This is a genomic window from Kitasatospora putterlickiae, from assembly GCF_039527695.1.
In the GTDB taxonomy this organism is placed as follows: Bacteria; Actinomycetota; Actinomycetes; order Streptomycetales; family Streptomycetaceae; genus Kitasatospora; species Kitasatospora putterlickiae.
In genome coordinates this window covers 1-1,451 of sequence record NZ_BAAAKJ010000562.1, presented here as the reverse complement: position 1 = coordinate 1,451, position 1,451 = coordinate 1, and the positions used below count along the sequence as shown (strand labels likewise).

Annotated in this window: 1 protein-coding gene; it reads right to left on the bottom strand. The window is 73.3% G+C overall.

Going from position 1 to position 1,451, the window contains the following annotated elements:
- Window positions 1–324: 324 nt before the first annotated feature.
- On the bottom strand, window positions 325–1,451 hold a 1,127-nt coding region (locus ABD308_RS39360), incomplete at its 5' end, for a serine hydrolase domain-containing protein (RefSeq protein ID WP_344345934.1).

Genomic DNA, 1,451 nt, shown 5'->3' with positions numbered 1-1,451 from the left:
AAGCCGGCGAGCAGCCCGAGGAAGGAGATCGGCCCGGCCAGCGCGACGGCGGCCAGGCGCATGCCCAGCCGGCCGGCTCCGCGTGATGCCTGATCCTGAGTGAACGCCATGGTGAACCACCCTCCCCGGCCCGGACGTCGGGCCCTCGGGACTCAGACTCGCACCCGTTCCGCCCGCCCCGCGTCGTCCTCCGGACTGGCCTCGCGGGCCCCCGGCCGTCCATCGCCGGTATCCCGGGACCCGGTCGAACGGCGGGGGTGGCGCGCAGGCTAATCGGCGTCACCGGGGTTGACGGCGCGCCCTCCCCGCCGTCCGGCCGGTCGCTCAACGCGGCAACGTGAAGGCCGGGTTCGCCGCGGAGCCCTTGGTGTTCCCGGCGTCGGCCGAGCCGGCGCCGCAGGACGCCTTCAGGATGAAGTCGTTCAGCGTGGTGAAGGTGGCCTCGGTCCCGGCCCCTACGGAGAGGTTGAAGGAGAGGGAGAACTGCCGCGCGCCGTCCTTCGACCCGAGCCACACGGTGTCGTACCCCGGTATCCCGCCGGTGTGGCCCCAGACCTCGCCGCAGGGCAGGTCGTACCGGATCAGGCCCAGCCCGTAGTGGGCGCCGATCATCGGCGCCGGGACGGCCGTGGTCATCTCCGCGAACCGGGCCGCCGAGAGCAGCCTGCCGCCGAACAGGGCGGCGTGGAAGCGGTTGAGGTCGGCGGTGGTGGAGATGCCGTCACCGGCCGCGTCGGCGAAGCTCGGATTGATCAGCGTGAGGTCGGCCAGGCCCTCGGGCAGCTTGGCGTACCCGTGCGCGTGCGGGCCGGCCATGCCCGGCCGGGTGCCCGCGAACACCGTGTCGTCGAGGTGCAGCGGCTTGACGATCCGCCGGTCCACCTCGCTGCGCCAGTTGTGGCCGGTGACCTTGCGGATCACCTCCCCGAGGAGGACGTAGTTGGTGTTCGAGTAGTGCCAGCCCTGCCCGGGCGCGAAGTACGGCGCCGCCTGCACGCCGACCTCGATCAGCTGCGCCGGGCTCCAGCTCTTCCAGCGGCGGTCGGCGAGGTAGCCGCGCAGGCTCGCCTCGTCCTGGTAGAGGAAGCGCGGGTCCGACAGGTGGTCGTACAAGCCGCTGGTGTGGTTGAGCAGTTGGCGCAAGGTGATCGCGTCGCCGTTCGGGACGGTGCCCGGCAGGTGGCGCTCCACCGGGTCGTCCAGCCGGAGCCTCCCCTCGTCGACGAGTTGCAGCACGACCGTGGACACGAAGGTCTTGGTCACGCTGCCGATCCGGAACCGGCCGTCGGCGCGCGGCGCCCGCCTCGAACCCAGGTCGTTGACCCCGGCGGCGTCGCGCCAGACCCGGCGGCCGTTCTCGCGCGCCTCGCCGAGCGCGGCCGTCGACGAGCCGCGTTCGACGATGGCCCGCAGCTCGGGGCCCAGGTCGACCCGTGCGGCGGCGTCGGCCG